The sequence below is a fragment of the Enterobacter sp. ku-bf2 genome (assembly GCF_001742765.1).
Taxonomy (GTDB): Bacteria; Pseudomonadota; Gammaproteobacteria; order Enterobacterales; family Enterobacteriaceae; genus Enterobacter; species Enterobacter quasiroggenkampii.
Genome location: NZ_MDVW01000019.1, coordinates 157,249 through 174,768, shown reverse-complemented (window position 1 = coordinate 174,768; position 17,520 = coordinate 157,249). Strand labels below are relative to the sequence as shown.

The following is a 17,520-nucleotide window of genomic DNA, read 5'->3' as shown; positions in this document are numbered from 1 at the left end:
CCAACTGTTATGGTCTTTTAGCGCCAGACTGTTACTTTTTTCAGCCCAATGGCTCCCCTAAAATTGGCAGACACCCTGTATTGTCAACTCTCATAAAGGCAAAAAATGACCGAGATACAGCGCCTGCTCACCGCCACCATCGACGATCTTAACCTCCGCGAAAAGCGCGACAATCGCCCGCGCTTTAGCATTAGCTTTATTCGCAAACATCCTGGACTGTTTGTCGCCATGTATGCCGCCTGGCTGGCGACGCTTATTGTGATGCTGAAGTCTGAAACGCTGGTGGACTCCGTCTGGCTGCTGGTTGTGCTGTTTGTGGTCTTTAACGCCTTTTTCTTTTTCGACGTGAATCCGCGCTACCGTTACGAAGATATCGACGTCCTCGATTTCCGGGTCTGCTATAACGGCGAATGGTACAACACGCGTTACGTGCCAGAGGAGTTGATCGACAGCATCCTGCACTCTCCGGCCGTTGAAACCGTGCAAAAAGAGAAGCTGCAGAAAATGGTCTCTACCAAAGGTCAGCTCTCTTTCTATGACGTCTTTACCCTTTCGCGCCCTGCTGCTGCGTAATTAACGCCTGCAGACGCCGGATCCCCGGCGCAAACTGAGAAGCAGAGGTATTGCCGTAACCTAAAACCAGACCGGTTTGCCCCTGCTTCGCCTCCAGGTAGTACCCGCTCAACGCAGCGGGTGCCAGCTGAAACGCCCTCGCCTGCTCCACCAGTTTCTGGTCATCAATATCGTCTATCGCCAGCGTCAGATGCATCCCGCCTTCACCGGCCAGAATACGGTGCGGCGCATGAAGCTCTGCGCCCAACACCTCCCGCAGCTGGCGGTATCGTTTACGATAGAGTCGACGCATGGCGGCAAGATGACGGGCATAATGACCTTCTTCGATAAACAGCGCCAGCGTGCGCTGTTCGGCACGATGCCCACCGCGCAACAGCGAGCCGATGGCCGGACGAACCGCCTTCGCCAGCGCAGGCGGCAAGACCATGAACCCTATTCGGAGCGACGGAAACAGCGTTTTACTGAACGTCCCGAGATAAACCACGGGCGCATTGTTGACCATTCCCAGCATCGCAGGCACGGGCTCACCGGCATAACGGAATTCGCTGTCGTAATCGTCTTCTATGATCCACGCGTTGTGCTGCCGGGCGAGCTCCAGCAGCGCCAGACGCCGTCGGGCGCTGAGCACGCTTCCGTAGGGGAACTGGTGTGAAGGTGAGGTAAAAATTAACGAGGGAGAAGGGGCATTCAATCCCTCCCAGCACATCCCCTCGTCATCAACCGGGATCCCCATCATGGTCAGGCCGGTTTTAACAAACGCGCTTTTTGCCCCGCTATAGCCGGGGTTTTCTACCCAGGCTATATCCCCCGGCTCACTCAGCAGCATCGTGCACAGGTTGACGCCCTCAAGCGCGCCTTCCGTGATCACAATCTGGCTCGCGTCGCAGTCGATACCGCGGGACAGGGCGAGATGCCGGGCAATCGCTGCCCGCAGCGACGGTTCACCGGCCGGGTCGCCATACCCCAGCAGGGCATTTCCCTCCTCCCGCATCACGCGATCGTATAATCGCCGCCACAGCGGCAGAGGGAAATAGTTGATGGCGGGTGTCCCCGGCGTAAATGCCAGTACCGGGGTATCCCGTTGCACCGGCGCAGGCAGCAGGCCAACCCGCCGGGCGAGCCTGATGTCAGGGTCAGGCAATGTCCGGGTGGCCGAGCGGTAAGCCAGCTGTGCCACCCGCGTTCCCTGGCGGTTACGCTGCAAATACCCTTCCAGCGTGAGCTGGTCCAGCGCCGCATTGACGGTATTGCGGGAAAGGGAGAGCTGCTGGGCCAGCGTTCGCGAACCGGGAAGCTGGCTGCCGGACAGGAGCCTTCCGCACAGAATCGCCTCCCGTAAAGCAAGATAAAGCGCGCGCTGGAGCGTCTCTTGCCCGCGTTTTTTCAGGGCTGCGTTGAGCAAGGTATAAAATTCATCACCCGGTATATTCATCTCGTCTCCTCGTGGCACCATCAAAACATAGCGCAGTGGTTCTTTTTAAGGAACCAGCAATTCACTAGTCTGAAGCTCTTTTCAACGTCACGGAAATGAAGATGAAGACATTCAATCAGTTCGGACAGCCAGTGGGTGAAGCGCTTAGCGACTGGCAACCTCGTCAGCCCCCATCCCGGGTCGTGCTTCAGGGCCGGTATTGTCGCCTTGAACCGCTGCGCGTGGAGCATGCCAACGCGCTATTCTCCGCCTATTCCCTGGCCGGAGATACGCGCAGCTGGACGTGGCTACTGCGTGAACCCGACGCTACCGCAGAGGAGTTTGCCGAATGGGTGGCGAGCGTGAGTGAGTTATCCGACCCCATACACTTTACCGTTATCGATAACCAGACCCGGTCTCCGGTCGGAACGCTGTCCCTGATGCGGATCGATCCTAAAAACGGGGTCGTGGAGGTGGGGCACGTTCACTTCTCGCCTCTTTTAAGCCGCACGCCCATGTCAACAGAGGCGCAATATCTGCTGATGCGGTATGTGTTCGATACCCTGGGCTACCGGCGTTATGAGTGGAAGTGCAATAGCCTGAACGAACCTTCCCGCAAGGCCGCCCTGCGTCTGGGTTTTCAGTTTGAGGGGCGTTTTCGTCAGGCGCTGGTGATAAAAGGCCATAACCGGGATACCGACTGGTTTTCGATTCTCGATAAAGAGTGGCCGACGCTGGCGAACGCCTTTGAAAGCTGGCTTGCCACCGACAATTTTACTGCCGATGGCAAACAGAAAAGATCCCTGGAAAGCTGGCGAGAAACGCGCGTTTAGCGTCTTTTTTTACGTCCCTGAACCGCCTTAAAGCGCGGATTGGATTTGCAAATCACGTACAAGCGTCCCTTGCGTTTGACTATCTGGCAATCCGGGTGACGCTGTTTTGCACTGCGCAATGAGTTAAGTACCTGCATGGTTAGCCCCGCTTCGCATTGAGAAATCCACCAAAACGCTTGCGGAAGCGCGCTGCGCTACCGTCCGTGGAGAACGTTTTCTGCTTACCGGTATAAAACGGGTGCGATTTTGAAGAAACCTCGATGGTGATATACGGATACGTTTCACCGTCGAGTTCAATTTCGCGGTCGGTCTTAATGGTTGAGCCCACTTTGAAGTATTCATTCGCGCTGGTGTCATGGAAGACCACGGTGCGATAGGCGGGATGGATATTGGGTTTCATCGTCAATCCTTTATGTTTTGTTATAACATAACAAAATAATATCCAGGCCAGATTCAAAAAACAACCCCTCCCCTCTGACGATATTTTCTGGTTTACCTGAGATAAAATGAAAACCAGGCCACCCACGTGCTATAACTATATCATTTCGCGGTAAAATCTTTCTCTTCAGGCAGGGAACTCAGTGCTCAGGAACGGGTATACGAGGAAGGACACGACAGCATGAAAACCCGACATCTGGTCAGTCTGGTGACTGGCGTACTCATCTTTTCCGTGCTGGTCCCCATTTGCCTGAGCATCTGGCTGGCCCATCGCCAGGCGGAAGATAAATTTGTCGATGCGCTGGAAAACTATGCCTCACGCGTGCTGATACGCACCGACAAGGTCGTGGATCAGGCGAAAGAAGCGCTTAATCATCTGCAGGCCTTTGAGGGCGTGCCGTGCAGCCCGTTGCAGTTAAGAGAGATGCGACGGGTCGCTTTCTCGTGGCGATACGTTCAGGAAGTGATTTATATCGACAACCTCAGGCCGCTCTGCTCCTCTCTTGAGCAAACCAGCCATGCCGCCCCTTTCCCCCCGCCGATGCGCATTACCGAAGACGGTTACAGCGCATGGCTGACCACGCAAAACGATCTTGGGTTTCATCGCTACATGGCCGTGCTGGGGCAAGGTCATTACCTTGTCCTGGTCGATCCGGCCTCACTGGTGGATGTCATCCCTTTCGGCGAGATAGCGATTGATGCTGCCCTGGTAGGAAGCACAACACACCGTATCTTCGCCAGCAGCAATACACTCGATCCGCATATCCGTGACATGATCAAAGGTCAGGAGATGACCAGCATACAGTACGACGGTTCAATGTACGTTATGAAGCCTGTACCTGAACTGGGGTTTACCGTTGTCGCATGGGCTACGCTCAAACCGCTGGCGGAAACCTGGCACCGGCAGCTGCTTTTATGGCTGCCCTTCGGCGTCCTGATAAGCCTGCTTGCCGCGCTCTTTGTCCTGCGGATACTGCGTCGCATCCAGTCGCCGCGCAACCGCCTGCTTGACGCCATTAACAGCCGCGATTTTGTGGTTCACTATCAGCCCATCGTGGCGCTGTGTAGCGGAAAAATTGTCGGCGCAGAAGCGTTGACGCGCTGGCCGCAGCCGGACGGAAGCAGCCTCTCGCCTGATATTTTTATTCCCCTTGCTGAGCAAACCGGGCTTATCTCCCAGCTGACGCAGCTCGTTATCGAAAAAGTGTTCGAGGATATGGGCAACTGGCTGCACCTTCACCCCGATCAGCATATCTCCATCAACCTCGCGCCCGCCGATTTGACCTCCGGCACGCTGCCGCCGCTGCTGAGTCACTTGCTGAACAAATGGAAGGTCCATCCGGGCCAAATCGCCCTTGAGGTCACCGAGCGCGGCTTTGCCGATCCCAAAATCAGCGCGCCGGCTATCGCCGCATTCCGCCGTTCGGGGCACCCTGTCTATATAGATGATTTTGGTACGGGCTATTCCAGCCTGAGCTATCTGCAGGATCTGGATGTCGACACGCTAAAAATTGATAAATCGTTCGTGGATGCGCTGGAGTACAAAAACGTGACGCCACACATTATTGAAATGGCGAAGTCGCTGAAGCTGGCGATGGTTGCGGAAGGCGTCGAGACCGCCGGGCAGCTCGCCTGGCTGCACCAGCACGGCGTGCAGTACGGACAGGGCTGGTACTACAGCAAAGCGCTGCCGAAAATGGAATTTATCCTTTGGGCAGAGAACAACCTCGGCACGCACGCTACTTAAGATAGGATTTGATCACCTGCAGCACCACGCCAAGATCGGCTTCACGCTGCGCTTCTTCAGGTTCTTTCACCACATGATCGGTTAAATGCCCTTCGATCACCTGCATCATCATGCCGTTGACCGCCCCGCGGATCGCCGCCAGCTGCTGTAACACCTCGGCGCATTCGTGATCGCTGTTCAGCATTTTCTCCAGAGCGTTGCTCTGCCCCTGAATTTTCTTCAGCCGAGTCAGTAACATTTTCTTGTCGCGAACGGTATGTGACATCTCTCTATCCCTTATTTTTGGCTTTTAAAGCATAACACGCTCTACTCCCCCTGAGTATTTTTCTACTGGGGGGTAGTATTACCCTACTGGGGGGGAGTAGTATTTGCAGACATTTTCCACGCCGGAATCCCCCATGACCGATTTTGCTTCACTTCTGCAGCAGGGTAATGCCTGGCTGTTTGTTCCCAGCGCCATCCTGCTTGGCGCGCTGCATGGCCTGGAACCGGGCCACTCAAAGACCATGATGGCCGCCTTTATCGTGGCTATCCGCGGTACGCTGAAACAGGCGGTCCTGCTCGGCCTGGCGGCCACGCTTTCCCATACGGCAGTGGTCTGGATCATCGCTATGGCGGGTTTATGGTTTGGGCGGGGATGGGATGCGCATACGTCTGAACCCTGGTTCCAGCTGATCTCAGGGGTATTGATCGTTGCGATCGCCCTGTGGATGGCATGGCGAACCTGGAAAGAGAGCCAGCCACACGATCATCATCACGACCATGATCATCACCACCACCATGATCATGACCATCATCATGAACATCACCACCACGAACACCCGCTGGTTGAAGAAGAGTGGCAGGACACCCACCAGCGCGCGCACGCGCAGGATATCAACCGCCGCTTTAGCGGACAAAACGTCACCACCGGACAGATCGTCATGTTTGGCCTGACCGGCGGGCTTATCCCCTGCCCGGCATCCATCACCGTTCTGCTGATCTGCCTGCAGCTGAAGCATTTTGCCCTCGGCGCGACGCTGGTGTTCAGCTTCAGTATTGGTCTGGCGTTAACCCTGGTGGCTTCCGGTGCGATTGCCGCCTTAAGCCTCAAGCACGCGACAAAACGCTGGCCCGGGTTTAACGAGCTTTCCCGTAAAGCGCCGTGGATTTCCGCTGCGCTGATTACCGTAGTAGGAATTTATATGAGCCTGCACGGTCTGAGCGGCATTCTGGCGTAAGCCTGCGGCCACGCCCTGTGGCCGCATCTCAATGATCCGTTAAGGATTTTGCTGCCAGCTAAAGGTGTAGCGAAGCTGGCGCGTCTGCAGAATGAATTCCGGTGAAACGCTGGGGCTCCAGGAGTCGTCGCCGCCCACGCCCATATGGAAAGCATCGAGGTTGAGCCAGCACCCCGGCTCTTCCCGCAGCAGATGGTGATGGGTTGTCTCGCGCAGCTGCTGCTGGCTGTAGCGGCTCACCGAGAAATGGAACCGGCCATGTACCTGATGCGTTCCCAGCACCAGCTCCCGCGTATCACAGCGCAAACCATTTTCCGTCGGGAAGATATACGGCGTGTGCATCTCCGCCAGGGGTAATGTCCAGCGTCCCTGCTGTGCCGCCAGCGTTCTGTCCGGGTAGTTTTCATGCGGCCCCAGCCCCAGCCAGGACACGTTTTCCGGCGTTTCGGCGAGATGAACGCTCAGGCCAATACGTGCGGGTTCCGGGATATCGGACGCAATATCCACCTGAATATCGCCGTGCAGCCTCCCGTGGTCATCCACCCGCCAGACTTTACGGCTCAGGAACAGCGTTTTGCCATGATACTCCCCGACGTGAAGGGTATTGACCACGACTTCGCCCGCATGCTGCTCTGCCTCACAGTACAGAACGCGTGAGGTGAAATTGTACATGCCCGCCGCTTTCCAGCGTTCAACCCAGGCATTCGGATCGATCCTCGTCGCTTCACTCACGCCAATATCATTGTCCAGCGGCGCACGGCTGACGTTATCCGTCAGAGGTGACATCAGCGTTTCCACGCCATTTCGCCACCATTGGGTCAGGTTTCCGGATGCACGATCGAACTGCCAGCGCTGTTGACCATGCGCGATCGCCAGGATGCGGTCGTTTTGCGTCAAAACCGGCGGCTCGCCCGCAGAGGCTGGCGGTGCGACAAACAGCGGAGACGGAAGCGGCCACTGCTCCCACGCGCAGCGATGGTCAGCCGGTGACCACGGCGTTGCACGCGGCTGGCGCACTTCAACATTCAGCCAGACTTCCCCCGGTTCGGCTTTCAATTCCGGCAGAGCGATCTCCAGACGCTGAGCGCCTTCAGGGGCTATCGCCAGCATCACCTCGCCCGAAGCCAGTACCTTCCCATCCCGGGCAACCGTCCAGCTCAGCACTTCGTTATCGGTGTGGCGGAACAGGTAGCCGCTTTGCACCTCAATCACCAGCGGAGAGGTGCTGACCCGCGTAAAGGTGAAGAACTGCTGCGCGCGCTGCGCCTCGTACAGCGCCGGGTGCGGCGTGCGATCGGGGAAGACCAGCCCATTCAGGCAGAACTGTCGGTCGTTTGGCTTATCGCCAAAGTCCCCGCCGTATGCCCAGAACGAATTGCCCTCTTCATCTTGCTTCGTCAGAGCCTGATCGACCCAGTCCCAGACAAATCCCCCCTGCAGGCGAGGGTGGCTGCGAAACGCCTGCCAGTATTTCGCGAACCCGCCGAAGCTGTTCCCCATCGCGTGGGCGTATTCGCAGAGGATCAGCGGGCGTGTTTCATCCGGCATGCCGATCCATTTCTTGATTGACCATTTAGGCACCGCCGGGAAGGGTTGATCCTGATCGACCCGGGCATACATCGGACAGACAATATCAGTCGCCGCCGTGTTCGCGCCGCCACCTTCATACTGCACCGGACGCGTCGGATCCGTGGATTTCACCCAGCGGTACAGCGCGTCGTGGTTTGCACCGTGCCCGGACTCATTGCCCAGCGACCAGATGATAATTGAGGGATGATTACGATCGCGCTGCACCATACGGGTCACGCGCTCGCTCATGGCGGGCAGCCAGCGCGGATCGTCAGCAAGGCGGCTCATCGGCACCATGCCGTGGGTTTCGATATTGGCTTCGTCAACAACGTACAGCCCATAGCGGTCGCAAAGCCGGTACCACAGCGGATGATTCGGGTAATGCGAGCAGCGCACGGCGTTGAAGTTGTGCTGCTTCATGATCTCGATATCGCGACGCATCGTCGCTTCGTCCATCACCTGGCCGTTTTCCGGATGATGCTCGTGCCGGTTAACCCCGCGGATCAACAGCGGTTTACCGTTGAGCTTCAGCAGGCCGTTGCTGATTTCAATCCGGCGGAAGCCGACATCGCAGGCCTCCGTCTCCAGCACGTTGCCCTGCGCATCCAAAAGCGCGATCGTCAGGCGATAGAGTTCCGGGGTTTCTGCACTCCATAACGCCGGGGCTGTAACCGGGATCGCCGCCGTTAACCGCTCGGCCCAGTTGCCGCGCTCGTCCACAATGGCAGAGCCTGGCCGTTGGGTAGTGCTGCCACAGCGTTCACCGTTGCGCCACAGCGTTATCGCCACGTCGCACTCCGCGTAGTCAGCGCCTGTCAACGCGACCTCAACTTTCAGCACCGCGCGGTCCAGCTCCGCATTCAGATCGGTGACCACATGATAATCCGCAATGTGCGTCTCCGGCTTATGCAGCAGGGAGACATCACGGAAAATGCCGCTCATGCGCCACATGTCCTGATCTTCCAGATAGCTGCCGTCGCACCAGCGCAAGACCATGACCGCCAGGCGGTTCTGCCCTGGGCGTAATGCCGCCGAGAGGTCAAACTCGGCGGGCAATCGACTGTCCTGGGAATAGCCTATCCACTGCCCGTTGCACCACAGATGGAACGCCGAGTTCACGCCATCAAAAATAATTCGGGTTTGCCCGCTCTGAAGCCAGGCGTCATCCACGTCGAATGTGAGCGAGTAACAACATGTCGGGTTTTCCTGCGGTACAAAAGGCGGGTTAACGGGGATCGGATAGGTGACATTGGTATAGATGGGCGTATCGAACCCCTGCATCTGCCAGTTCGACGGCACGGGCATCGCGACGACATCAGCGCAATCTTCGGTGACCCATGCCTGAGGAACCCGCTCGGGAGCAGAAAAGTAGCTAAACCGCCAGATCCCGTTGAGGGAGCGCCTGCTGAGGGATCCAGCGTCATCCCTGGCGGAAGATTCATTACGCCAACTGTGCAACGGCGCGTGTGCGGGCAGGCGGTTCCACTGGGTAACGCCGGGGTTTTCCCAGTCCCGACGGGCCAGGATGTCGCTGAGGGTCAGCGAAGGTGTATGAGACATATCAACCTCTTTGCGAAGCGCTCACAATTTTGGTTAACATGCCCTGGCACTCTGCGACGGTAAAGCGTTCGATCGCAGGGTAGCGAGTCCGATCACAAAGTTTTATTTGCGGGCAAGCTGCTCGGCCAGAAGTGCCAGACTTCTGAGCTGCTGCGCCAGATCCTCGCGTTCGGCCTGCTGCGGCGCGCGGCGCGCGCTGGAATGCCGGGTAACCAGCGCCACCGGCAGCTGAACCTGCCAGCACGTCTCGCCTTCGGTGGGGGCCAGCAGCCACTCCACGCTGCGCTCACCCGCCTCGCGAAATGCCTGGCGAATGGTCGTCAGCGGCGGGGAAAACCAGGCGCTGTCAGCCGTATCGTCGAACCCGACCACCGACATCTGACCTGGAATCGCGATCCCCTTTTCAGCACAGGCGCGCATCACCCCGAGCGCCATTTGATCGTTCGCCACCAGAATGGCATCCGGCACTGCGCTACCCGACAGCAGCACATGCCCTTTCTCATAACCGCTGGCCGCGCTCCAGTCTCCATAAGCCACCGCAGCGGCGTCATGCCCCGCGCGGGCCAGAGCCGCTTTCCATCCTGCCAGACGCGCCCGAGCAGAGACCGAGCTTTCCGGCCCGCTCAGCAGGGCAATATGCTGATGCCCCAGCGAAAGCAGGTGCTCAACGCCCAGATGCGCCCCCTGCCCGGCGTTAAACACGAGGCTGTTTACCTGTGCTGAAGGCGAGACATCAAGGAACAGCACCGGAACAGGTGATGCCAGCGCCCTGAGCGCTTCGGCGTCAGGATCGTCGAGCGGCACATTCACCAGCAGCGCGTCCACCCGCTGCGCCAGTAGCGCCTGAAGCGCGGCCTGACACTGCTGCGGTTGCTCGACCATGGAGATAAGGACGCTCGCCCCCTGTTCCGCCGCGCGGGATTTTACCGCCGACACAATTTGCGAGGGCGCATGCAGGGCCAGATCGGTGGTGATGAGTCCCAGCGTGCGGGTGCGTTTACCCGCCAGCTGCTGTGCCCGCAGGTTAGGCACGTAGTGCAGCTCCGCCATCGCCTGCTGCACCTTTTCCCGCGTGCGGGCAGAGACATGCTCCGCGTCGTTAATGACGCGGGAGACGGTCTGATAAGAAACCCCCGCAAGGAGGGCGACATCATAGAGAGTGATCGCTTTCATGCATTGTGGCATCGCGTGAGTCGTGGCCCATTATTGTGGCACAGCGACGCCGTTAAAGCATGTGAGCGCTTCGCAAAATTAGACAACCCGCTCCGGCTGCGCGATTTCAGCAACGCGCGGCTTCTGTCGGAACCAGGGCAGACAGAGCTGGATAAGTGGGCCAATGGTCAGGGCATACACGACCGTTCCCACCCCAAACGTGCCGCCAAGCACGCACCCAATCAGCAGGACGGACACCTCAATGGAGGTACGCACGCTGCGAATGGACCACCCCAGCGGGGCATGAATGCCGGTCATCAGGCCGTCGCGTGGGCCAGGACCAAAACCTGCGCCAATGTACATGCTGGTCGCAATCGCGTTCATCACGATGCCCGACACCAGGAAAGCGATGCGAACAGGTAACGAATCCAGTTCCGGAATAAGCGCCATGCTGGCGTCCGCCGCCAGACCGATACAAATCACGTTGCTGATGGTGCCCAGGCCCGGCATCTGGCGCAGGGGGATCCACAGCAGCAGCACCGCAGCACCGGTTAAAATGATCACCGTCCCGATGGTCATCCCCAGCTGTAACCCCACCCCAAGGTGAAAAACATCCCAGGGATCGACACCCAAATCGGAACGAATAAACATCGCGGTGGACAGGCCATACAGTCCTAAACCGACATAGAGTTGTAGCAGACGACGTACCATTTTTATCTTCTCCAGTGAACCAGCTTTCATCCTGACCTAAAATGGCACTATGATTAATGTCCAGTTTTCAAATAGTGGACTGCATATGTCGTCACGTCGCTTCGGAAGCCAGTCGCTGGTACGCCTTTTAGGCCACTGGCAGCAAACCTCATCCCGCACGCCGCTCTGGCGACAGCTGGCCGATGCGCTGCGCCTGTTAATTCTTGATGGACGTCTGGCACTGAATACACGGCTACCGGGAGAGCGCGAGCTGGCCACGGCGCTGGACGTAAGCCGGACTACCATCAGCAGCGCCCTCGCCCATCTGCGCGAGGAGGGATATCTTGAGAGCCGCCACGGCAGCGGGTCACGCGTGATCCTCCCGGATACGCGCGCCGTTCCCACGCTTTCCGCAGCGAGTGCCGCACTGGATCTCTCCACTGCCGCTCTCAATGCCGGGCCGGAGATCCACCAGGCGTATACCCATGCGCTCACGGCCATTGCGCAGCACCTCTCGCTGACGGGCTACGATCAGCTAGGACTGCCAACGCTGCGGGAGGCCATCGCTGCGCGTTATACCGCGCGGGGCCTTCCCACCCGCGCGGACGAAGTGATGGTGGTCAATGGCGCCGTCAGCGGCTTCGCGCTGGTCCTGCGGATGATGACCGGGCCCGGGGATCGCGTCGTGGTCGATCACCCCACCTATCCGCTGGCGATTGCCGCCATTCAGGGCGCGCAGTGTCGGCCCGTGGGGGTGTCGCTGCCGGAAACGGGCTGGGATACGGATGGCTTCGCCGCCACGCTTGCCCAAACCGCGCCGCGCCTGGCGTATCTGATGCCTGATTTTCATAACCCCACCGGGCGCTGTATGGATATTGCGACGCGCCAGGCCATTACCGATATTGCTGCGCAAACCCGTACGGCGCTGGTGGTGGATGAAACGATGGTGGATCTCTGGTTTGACGCTCCTCCTCCGCCCCCGCTGGCCTCCTTTAACCCGCAGGCCACCGTCATCACCTTAGGCTCCGCCGGAAAAAGTTTCTGGGGCGGGCTGCGTCTCGGCTGGATCCGCGCCTCCTCGCGCACGATCGCCACGCTTGCCCAAACGCGAGATACCCTCGATTTAGGTTCGCCACTGCTGGAACAGCTGGCGGCGCTGTGGCTCATCAACAACAGCGAGAGGTTTCTACCCGCCCGCCGCAAAATGCTGGCGGAACGACGCAATCGATGCGGTGAACTGCTGCGTGAACATTTCCCGGACTGGAAATTCCATGAAGCGGAAGGCGGGCTCTCTTACTGGATCGAGCTACCGGGCATGCTGGCGACACAGCTTGCCGCGCGGGCTGAGATTCTGGGGATTAATCTGGGAACCGGTACGCGGTTTGGCTTAACGGGCGCGTTTGACCGCTATTTGCGGATGCCCTTCTCGCTCGAACCAACAGAGCTTGAACAGGCGCTGCTGAGGATTAAACCGTTATGGCTCGCCCTGAATAAAAACGTGCCAGCCGTTAAACGCAGCGTGATTTAATATTAAAAGTTTGAAGCCGATCATAAAAAAAATAAAAACTGCTGACTGTCACGGATACAGTCAGCAGTTTTCACCCATCCGGAATTAATGCTGAGCAGGAATAGGAAAACCTTTCAGTGAAATAACGAAATTTTCACCGTCTTTCTTTATTTTTGCGCCAGTATCACACCAGTCAGACGCAATACGAAAGAACTCATCACTTCCGACATTCCAGCCAAGACGTACATGCTTCACGTAGCCTGAACGCAACAGATCGCAGGCCTCTTTGTAGTCACTGGCAGTTGACAGTTGTTGTTTCATTTTCTCTTCTTCAGAAGTTTACGTAGAGCCTTGATTTCTTTAGGAGTAAATGGAGAAACACTCTCTTCTTCCGTATGCTGATTATCAATATCCTCTTCCGATACTCCCGCCTCTTCTACTGCTTCGAACGCCAGCAGCAGCAGTTTCTCTGTCGTCACGCTTAAGTTCTCGTTATTCACTTCCGCATAGTGGCGAAGCCTTTCTTTTAGCGCGTCATCAATCTTAACGTTTAATACCGCTGTAGCCATGTTTGTCACTTCCCTTCGGAATAAGTACTTTATTTAATACACGAAGTTAACAATGTTATCCAGATATATATTTTTTTGAGTTATGCCAGAAAATAGACGGCCAATGATAAAATGCCCGACTATTATTACAGGTTTATGACAATAATATTTCAGCACGATGAAATATATATTACACGATATAGGCATAATATTATTGTGGGATAGCCGTCAAAAGTGAGAGGTGAAAGCAGGAAGATTTTATGAGGGCGGAAATGGGTGGGGGCCCTGCCAGCTACATCCCGGCACACACGTCGTCTGCCCTGGCTGCTTCCTTCCGGACCTGACCTGGTGAACAGAGTAGCGTTGCGGGAGAACCAACAGAGCCCCCATTGAGAGCGTTGATAACCAACGCGCTGGCGCATTATCCCTGTGCGAAGGCCCAATTGCAAGCCGCCAGGAACCGGATGCTGGTTTCTTGCGCAAACAGGCGCAGCAATCATGACGATCTTCGTTTACCATGGCTCTCCAGAAACTCCCCACAGGTGAAGGTATGGACGAGCACGACTCCTTTCCACAGCGCGTATGGCAAATCGTGGCTTCAATCCCGGAGGGCTATGTCACCACCTATGGTGATGTGGCGCGCCTGGCCGGTTCCCCGCGCGCGGCGCGACAGGTTGGAGGCGTCCTGAAACGGCTGCCGGAAGGCAGTACGTTGCCCTGGCATCGGGTAGTGAACCGTCATGGCGTCATCTCACTCACAGGGCCGGATCTCCAGCGTCAGCGTCAGGCGTTACTTTCAGAGGGGGTGCAGGTGTCAGGGTCGGGTCAGATCGATTTGCAGAAGTACCGATGGGTGTATTAACCCCCCTCCCGAAGGAGAGGGGGATACCCATTACATCTGAGTGGGTGGGGTTGGCAGGGACGGCTGATTGGTCTGCGGTGCGATCGGCACTTCGGTCTGCTGCACAGGCACCAGGTTCAGGTCGATTTTGGTCCCACCGTTATTAATCGCTTCCTGGACCGTATCGGTAATAAACACCAGCTTACCGTTGATGGTGACCGCTGCGCTCAGCAGAATACGGGCATTAGGCTGCACGTCCGACGGGTTATACGGCAACACGAAGCTAAACGGCGCCTGCTTGCCTTCAGTACGGACGGCACGCTGAGCCACGACTTTCGACGGCGCGTCGGCCAGGGAAGCATCAGACAGCGTCACCGTTAATACCGCATCCGGCGGCAACGCAACTTTCTGTTTAATCCAGATGGTACCGGAAACGTTAGGCTGCTGAATGGACTGCTGCGAAAGGGTATTAATCCCGTTCGGGTCAGCTGCTGGCACTGGCACCTGGGCGCTCTTACCGGCACAGGCGGACAACGCCACCGCAATCGCTACACCACTTAGCATAGGCACGAGTTTCATTGAAGTCTCCTTATCATCAATGCACCAGCGGGATCGATCCCATCCGATGTCGTTTCAATCACATAACGTAGTTAAGTGTGGCACAACTCACTGATTAATGCCTGAAATCATCCCGATATTCAGATTATTCTACCCATCGGACCACTTTCATTTCTGCGTTATACTCTGCCTATCTTTCGCTACGGCGTTTATTGAGGACAACTATGAGTCAGGCACTGAACAATCTGCTGACATTACTGAATCTGGAAAAAATTGAGGAAGGACTCTTTCGCGGACAGAGCGAAGATTTAGGCTTACGCCAGGTCTTCGGTGGGCAAGTCGTTGGACAAGCGCTGTACGCTGCAAAGGAGACTGTCCCGGCAGACCGTCTGGTGCATTCATTCCACAGCTACTTCTTACGCCCTGGCGATAGCGCGAAACCCATCGTGTATGACGTTGAAGTTCTGCGAGACGGTAACAGCTTCAGCGCGCGCCGCGTCGCGGCCATTCAGAACGGTAAGCCGATCTTTTACATGACCGCCTCCTTCCAGGCGCCAGAGCCGGGTTATGAGCATCAGAAAGTCATGCCCCCTGCCCCCTCGCCGGACGATCTCAAATCGGAAACGGATATCGCTCGCGCCCTGGCGCATCTGCTGCCGCCGCAGGTCAAAGAGAAGTTTCTCTGCGATAAGCCGCTTGAGATCCGCCCCGTCGAATTCCACAACCCAATGAAGGGCCACACCGCCGAGCCAAAGCGTCAGGTGTGGATCCGTGCCAACGGCACCGTGCCGGAAGATTTCCGCGTCCATCAGTATCTGCTGGGCTATGCGTCTGACTTCAACTTCCTGCCGGTGGCGCTGCAGCCGCACGGCGTCGGCTTCCTCGAAAAAGGGATGCAGGTCGCGACGATCGATCACTCGATGTGGTTCCACCGTCCCTTCAACATGAATGAGTGGCTGCTCTACAGCGTGGAGAGTACGTCGGCATCCAGCGCCCGCGGGTTTGTGCGTGGGGAGTTTTATACTCAGGACGGCGTGCTGGTCGCTTCAACGGTGCAGGAAGGGGTGATGCGTAACAGAGGTTGATGTAAAAAGCCCGGTGGCGCGACGCTTACCGGGCCTACGTTTTGTGCTGTTGTAGGCCGGGTAAGGCGAAGCCGCCACCCGGCAAGACACTCAGATCATGCGTTATACGCATTCTCGCCGTGGCTGTTCACATCCAGACCTTCGCGTTCCTGCTCTTCCGGTACGCGCAGACCGACCGTCATGTCCGCCAGCTTGTAGCCGATGAATGCGACAACCGCAGACCACACCACGGTGATAGCAATACTTTCCAGCTGCACCAGCACCTGATGAACCATAGTGACGCCTTCTGCGTAGCCCACACCACCGAGCGATTTCGCCGCGAAGATACCGGTCATGATACAGCCGACAATCCCGCACACGCCGTGAACGCCAAATACATCGCAAGGGTCATCCACGCGCAGCAGACGTTTCAGTGCGGTCACGCCCCACAGACCCGCCAGACCGGACACCAGACCGACCAGCAGCGCACCGCCTACGCCGACATAACCACACGCAGGTGTAATACCGACCAGACCCGCAATCGCCCCCGAGCAGGCACCCAGCAGGGAAGGTTTACCGCGCACCGCCCACTCGCCAAATACCCAGGAGAGGATTGCACCCGCCGTGGCCACCACGGTGTTCACGAAGGCCAGCGCGGCAATTTCGTTCGCGGCACTGGCTGAGCCGGCGTTGAAGCCAAACCAGCCAAAGTAGAGGATCGCGGTACCGGTAAAGACCATCGGCAGGTTGTGCGGTTTGAACGCTTCTTTACCGAAGCCCACGCGTTTGCCAATCAGGTATGCGCCCACCAGACCCGCGACCGCGGCGTTAATGTGAACAACGGTACCGCCCGCGAAGTCCAGCGCGCCGTGCGTCGCCAGCAGACCGCCACCCCAGACCATGTGCGCAATCGGCACATAGGAGAGCGTCAGCCAGACCACCACGAAGATCAGGACCGCAGAGAAACGAATACGCTCAGCGAGCGCGCCCACAATCAGCCCGACGGTAATGCAGGCGAAGGAGCCCTGGAACGCCACGTGAATATACTGATAGAAGCTGCCCATCAGCGCGGTCAGTTCAATGTTTTTCAGCATCACCCAGTCGAAGTTACCAAAGAACGCGTTGCCCGTGCCGAACGCCAGCGAGTATCCGTAAACCACCCACAGCACGCAGACCAGTGCGAACGTCACGGCAACCTGCGTCAGCATGGAGAGAACGTTTTTGCCACGGATCAGGCCGCCGTAGAACAGCGCAATGCCCGGAATGGACATGAACAGCACCAGCGCGGTGCTGATCATCATAAAGGCGTTATCGGCTTTGTCGGCCACCGCAGGGGCAGCAGCCAGCGCCAGGCCCGGCAGCAGCGCCAGCGAACCCAGACCCGTTTTAAGTGTTGCTATCTTCATTTTCTCGATCCCTATCACTGTGTGCCAGGCGTTAATTACAGAGCCGCTTCGTCAGATTCGCCGGTACGGATGCGAATGACGCGCTGCAGTTCGGCAACGAAAATTTTGCCGTCGCCAATTTTGCCGGTGTAGGCCGCTTTGCTAATGACATCAATGACTTCATCAAGCTGATCGTCAGCAATCGCGACATCAATTTTTACTTTTGGCAGAAAGTTAACGCTGTATTCCGCCCCGCGATAAAGCTCGGCATGACCCTTCTGACGACCAAAGCCTTTCACTTCGGTGACAGTCAGTCCCTGAATACCCATTGAAGACAATGCTTCACGCACGTCTTCGAGTTTGAATGGTTTGATTACAACCGTAACCAGCTTCATAGATCCCCTCCAGTCAGAATTCGGTAATG

The 17,520-nt window shown here is 57.3% G+C and carries 18 protein-coding genes, 1 other RNA gene and 1 pseudogene; 7 read left to right on the top strand and 13 right to left on the bottom strand.

The window, feature by feature from the left end; translation table 11 throughout:
• Positions 1-105: 105 nt before the first annotated feature.
• Entirely contained in the window at positions 106-573 is a 468-nt protein-coding gene (locus BFG58_RS18135; protein ID WP_045909756.1) for a YlaC family protein, read from the top strand.
• Here BFG58_RS18135 and BFG58_RS18130 read toward each other — a convergent pair.
• Positions 545-2,005, bottom strand: coding sequence for a PLP-dependent aminotransferase family protein (locus tag BFG58_RS18130; RefSeq protein WP_069720246.1), 1,461 nt, complete (start codon positions 2,003-2,005; stop codon positions 545-547). The two genes, BFG58_RS18135 and BFG58_RS18130, sit on opposite strands and share 29 nt — an antisense overlap.
• Positions 2,006-2,106: 101 nt before the next feature.
• Between BFG58_RS18130 and BFG58_RS18125 the strand changes: the two genes are divergently transcribed.
• The gene (locus BFG58_RS18125; protein WP_069720245.1) at positions 2,107-2,817 is read left to right on the top strand and encodes a GNAT family N-acetyltransferase; all 711 of its coding nucleotides are present in this window, start codon (positions 2,107-2,109) and stop codon (positions 2,815-2,817) included.
• Here BFG58_RS18125 and ykgO read toward each other — a convergent pair.
• A complete protein-coding gene (gene ykgO / locus BFG58_RS18120; RefSeq protein ID WP_003859006.1) occupies positions 2,814-2,954 on the bottom strand; it encodes a type B 50S ribosomal protein L36 in 141 nt (46 codons plus the stop codon). The genes BFG58_RS18125 and ykgO overlap by 4 nt on opposite strands.
• 2 nt (positions 2,955-2,956) lie before the next feature.
• Complete coding sequence (locus tag BFG58_RS18115) at positions 2,957-3,217, bottom strand: type B 50S ribosomal protein L31 (RefSeq protein WP_006176933.1); 261 nt, start codon at positions 3,215-3,217, stop codon at positions 2,957-2,959.
• 219 nt (positions 3,218-3,436) lie between these two features.
• Here BFG58_RS18115 and BFG58_RS18110 point away from each other — a divergent pair, with 219 nt between their 5' ends.
• Entirely contained in the window at positions 3,437-5,002 is a 1,566-nt protein-coding gene (locus BFG58_RS18110) for an EAL domain-containing protein (protein WP_069720244.1), read from the top strand.
• Here the strand turns inward: BFG58_RS18110 and BFG58_RS18105 are convergent.
• Positions 4,995-5,267, bottom strand: a complete 273-nt coding sequence (locus tag BFG58_RS18105; protein WP_024906840.1) for a metal/formaldehyde-sensitive transcriptional repressor — start codon at positions 5,265-5,267, stop codon at positions 4,995-4,997. The genes BFG58_RS18110 and BFG58_RS18105 overlap by 8 nt on opposite strands.
• Positions 5,268-5,400: 133 nt before the next feature.
• Between BFG58_RS18105 and BFG58_RS18100 the strand changes: the two genes are divergently transcribed.
• Positions 5,401-6,222, top strand: a complete 822-nt coding sequence (locus BFG58_RS18100) for a nickel/cobalt efflux protein RcnA (protein WP_069720243.1) — start codon at positions 5,401-5,403, stop codon at positions 6,220-6,222.
• A gap of 39 nt (positions 6,223-6,261) precedes the next feature.
• Here the strand turns inward: BFG58_RS18100 and BFG58_RS18095 are convergent, their stop codons facing one another.
• The 3 genes from BFG58_RS18095 to BFG58_RS18085 all read right to left on the bottom strand — a co-directional run bounded on the left by BFG58_RS18095 (position 6,262) and on the right by BFG58_RS18085 (position 11,214).
• Entirely contained in the window at positions 6,262-9,351 is a 3,090-nt protein-coding gene (locus BFG58_RS18095) for a beta-galactosidase (protein WP_069720242.1), read from the bottom strand.
• 102 nt (positions 9,352-9,453) lie between these two features.
• The gene (locus BFG58_RS18090) at positions 9,454-10,524 is read right to left on the bottom strand and encodes a LacI family DNA-binding transcriptional regulator (RefSeq protein WP_069720241.1); all 1,071 of its coding nucleotides are present in this window, start codon (positions 10,522-10,524) and stop codon (positions 9,454-9,456) included.
• A gap of 78 nt (positions 10,525-10,602) precedes the next feature.
• The gene (locus BFG58_RS18085; RefSeq protein WP_069720240.1) at positions 10,603-11,214 is read right to left on the bottom strand and encodes a YitT family protein; all 612 of its coding nucleotides are present in this window, start codon (positions 11,212-11,214) and stop codon (positions 10,603-10,605) included.
• Positions 11,215-11,299: 85 nt separating this feature from the next.
• Between BFG58_RS18085 and BFG58_RS18080 the strand changes: the two genes are divergently transcribed.
• Positions 11,300-12,721, top strand: a complete 1,422-nt coding sequence (locus tag BFG58_RS18080; RefSeq protein ID WP_069720239.1) for a PLP-dependent aminotransferase family protein — start codon at positions 11,300-11,302, stop codon at positions 12,719-12,721.
• Between the two features lie 84 nt (positions 12,722-12,805).
• Here BFG58_RS18080 and BFG58_RS18075 read toward each other — a convergent pair whose 3' ends face one another.
• From BFG58_RS18075 to ffs, 3 genes are all read right to left on the bottom strand, one after another.
• Entirely contained in the window at positions 12,806-13,021 is a 216-nt protein-coding gene (locus tag BFG58_RS18075; RefSeq protein WP_008503298.1) for a hypothetical protein, read from the bottom strand.
• On the bottom strand, positions 13,018-13,269 hold the full coding sequence (locus tag BFG58_RS18070) for a hypothetical protein (RefSeq protein WP_023310587.1): 252 nt from the start codon (positions 13,267-13,269) through the stop codon (positions 13,018-13,020). The genes BFG58_RS18075 and BFG58_RS18070 overlap by 4 nt, the downstream gene beginning before the upstream one ends.
• A gap of 262 nt (positions 13,270-13,531) precedes the next feature.
• Positions 13,532-13,628, bottom strand: an RNA gene (gene ffs, locus BFG58_RS18065) — signal recognition particle sRNA small type.
• An 84-nt stretch (positions 13,629-13,712) separates the two neighbouring features.
• Here ffs and BFG58_RS18060 point away from each other — a divergent pair.
• Positions 13,713-14,110: pseudogene (locus BFG58_RS18060) on the top strand (MGMT family protein).
• Positions 14,111-14,140: 30 nt separating this feature from the next.
• Here BFG58_RS18060 and BFG58_RS18055 read toward each other — a convergent pair.
• Complete coding sequence (locus BFG58_RS18055; RefSeq protein ID WP_045909766.1) at positions 14,141-14,668, bottom strand: YbaY family lipoprotein; 528 nt, start codon at positions 14,666-14,668, stop codon at positions 14,141-14,143.
• A 203-nt stretch (positions 14,669-14,871) separates the two neighbouring features.
• On the opposite strand from BFG58_RS18055, the gene tesB reads away from it, so the two are divergent.
• Positions 14,872-15,732 carry an acyl-CoA thioesterase II gene (tesB, locus tag BFG58_RS18050; protein ID WP_023293157.1) on the top strand — a complete coding sequence of 287 codons (861 nt, stop codon included), beginning with the start codon at positions 14,872-14,874 and terminating at the stop codon, positions 15,730-15,732.
• Positions 15,733-15,827: 95 nt separating this feature from the next.
• Here tesB and amtB read toward each other — a convergent pair whose 3' ends face one another.
• Together amtB and glnK are read right to left on the bottom strand one after the other, a co-directional pair.
• Positions 15,828-17,117, bottom strand: a complete 1,290-nt coding sequence (gene amtB / locus BFG58_RS18045) for an ammonium transporter AmtB (RefSeq protein WP_047074530.1) — start codon at positions 17,115-17,117, stop codon at positions 15,828-15,830.
• 35 nt (positions 17,118-17,152) lie between these two features.
• Positions 17,153-17,491: a P-II family nitrogen regulator gene (glnK, locus tag BFG58_RS18040; protein WP_008503304.1), complete on the bottom strand. Its 339-nt coding sequence runs from the start codon at positions 17,489-17,491 to the stop codon at positions 17,153-17,155.
• Between the last annotated feature and the right edge of the window lie 29 nt (positions 17,492-17,520).